This is a genomic window from Bartonella gabonensis (assembly GCF_903679515.1).
GTDB classification, from domain to species: Bacteria; Pseudomonadota; Alphaproteobacteria; order Rhizobiales; family Rhizobiaceae; genus Bartonella; species Bartonella gabonensis.
Genome location: NZ_CAHOYM010000104.1, coordinates 1 through 770, shown reverse-complemented (window position 1 = coordinate 770; position 770 = coordinate 1). Strand labels below are relative to the sequence as shown.

Sequence of the window (770 nt, the reverse complement as noted above, 5' to 3'; positions counted from 1 at the left end):
TCGTTATCACATTAAATTGTGAGGGTATCCTTATGTCTAAAAAATATGAATTAACCAGTGAAATCAAACAAATTAAAAATATGTTTACTAGAGAGATTACAACCCTTTATCGCATTAAAGCATTAAAAGACTTTGCTGATGTTAAAGCTGGGGTTGTCGGTGGTTTTATTGAAAAGGAAAGCAACTTATCACATGATGGCAATTGCTGGGTTTATAATGAAGCGTGTGTTTATAATAATGCTCATGTTTCTGATAATGCTAAAGTCTTAAATGAAGCTCATGTTTTCGATAATGCGAAAATTGAAGGCAATTCTAAAGTTTTTGATAGTGCAAGAATTTATGACAATGCAAGGGTTGCTGATAATGCCTTGGTTTTTGGAAGAACTTTTGTTTACGATCATGCCTGCGTTTTAAATCATGCTGAAGTCTCTGACAGGGCTGTTATAAAAGGGCATGCTAAAATTTATGATAACGCTTTATTGACTGGCTATGCGCAAGCTTATGGCAATGCAAGAATTTATAACAATGCACAAATTTGGTTTTTTGCTGTGGTTTGTGATGATGCTTGTATTTATGAAAATGCAAAAATTACAGGCTATACATATATTTGCGATAAAGTAAGTGTTTTTGGCAATTCATATATAGATACCAAAAAATTGAATGGTCATATCAACATTTGTGATCAAACCATAAAAGACGCTGCGTAAATAAAGCACGGGCGTTGCGGGGGCGCCCCTCTTTTAAATTTCCCATTCCAAATTTTAGCAAAT

Annotated in this window: 1 protein-coding gene; it reads left to right on the top strand. The window is 33.9% G+C overall.

Annotated elements, in window-relative coordinates; all coding sequences use genetic code 11:
* Window positions 1-32: 32 nt before the first annotated feature.
* Window positions 33-707, top strand: coding sequence for an LbetaH domain-containing protein (locus HWX04_RS08230; RefSeq protein WP_175869631.1), 675 nt, complete (start codon window positions 33-35; stop codon window positions 705-707).
* Window positions 708-770: the final 63 nt, after the last annotated feature.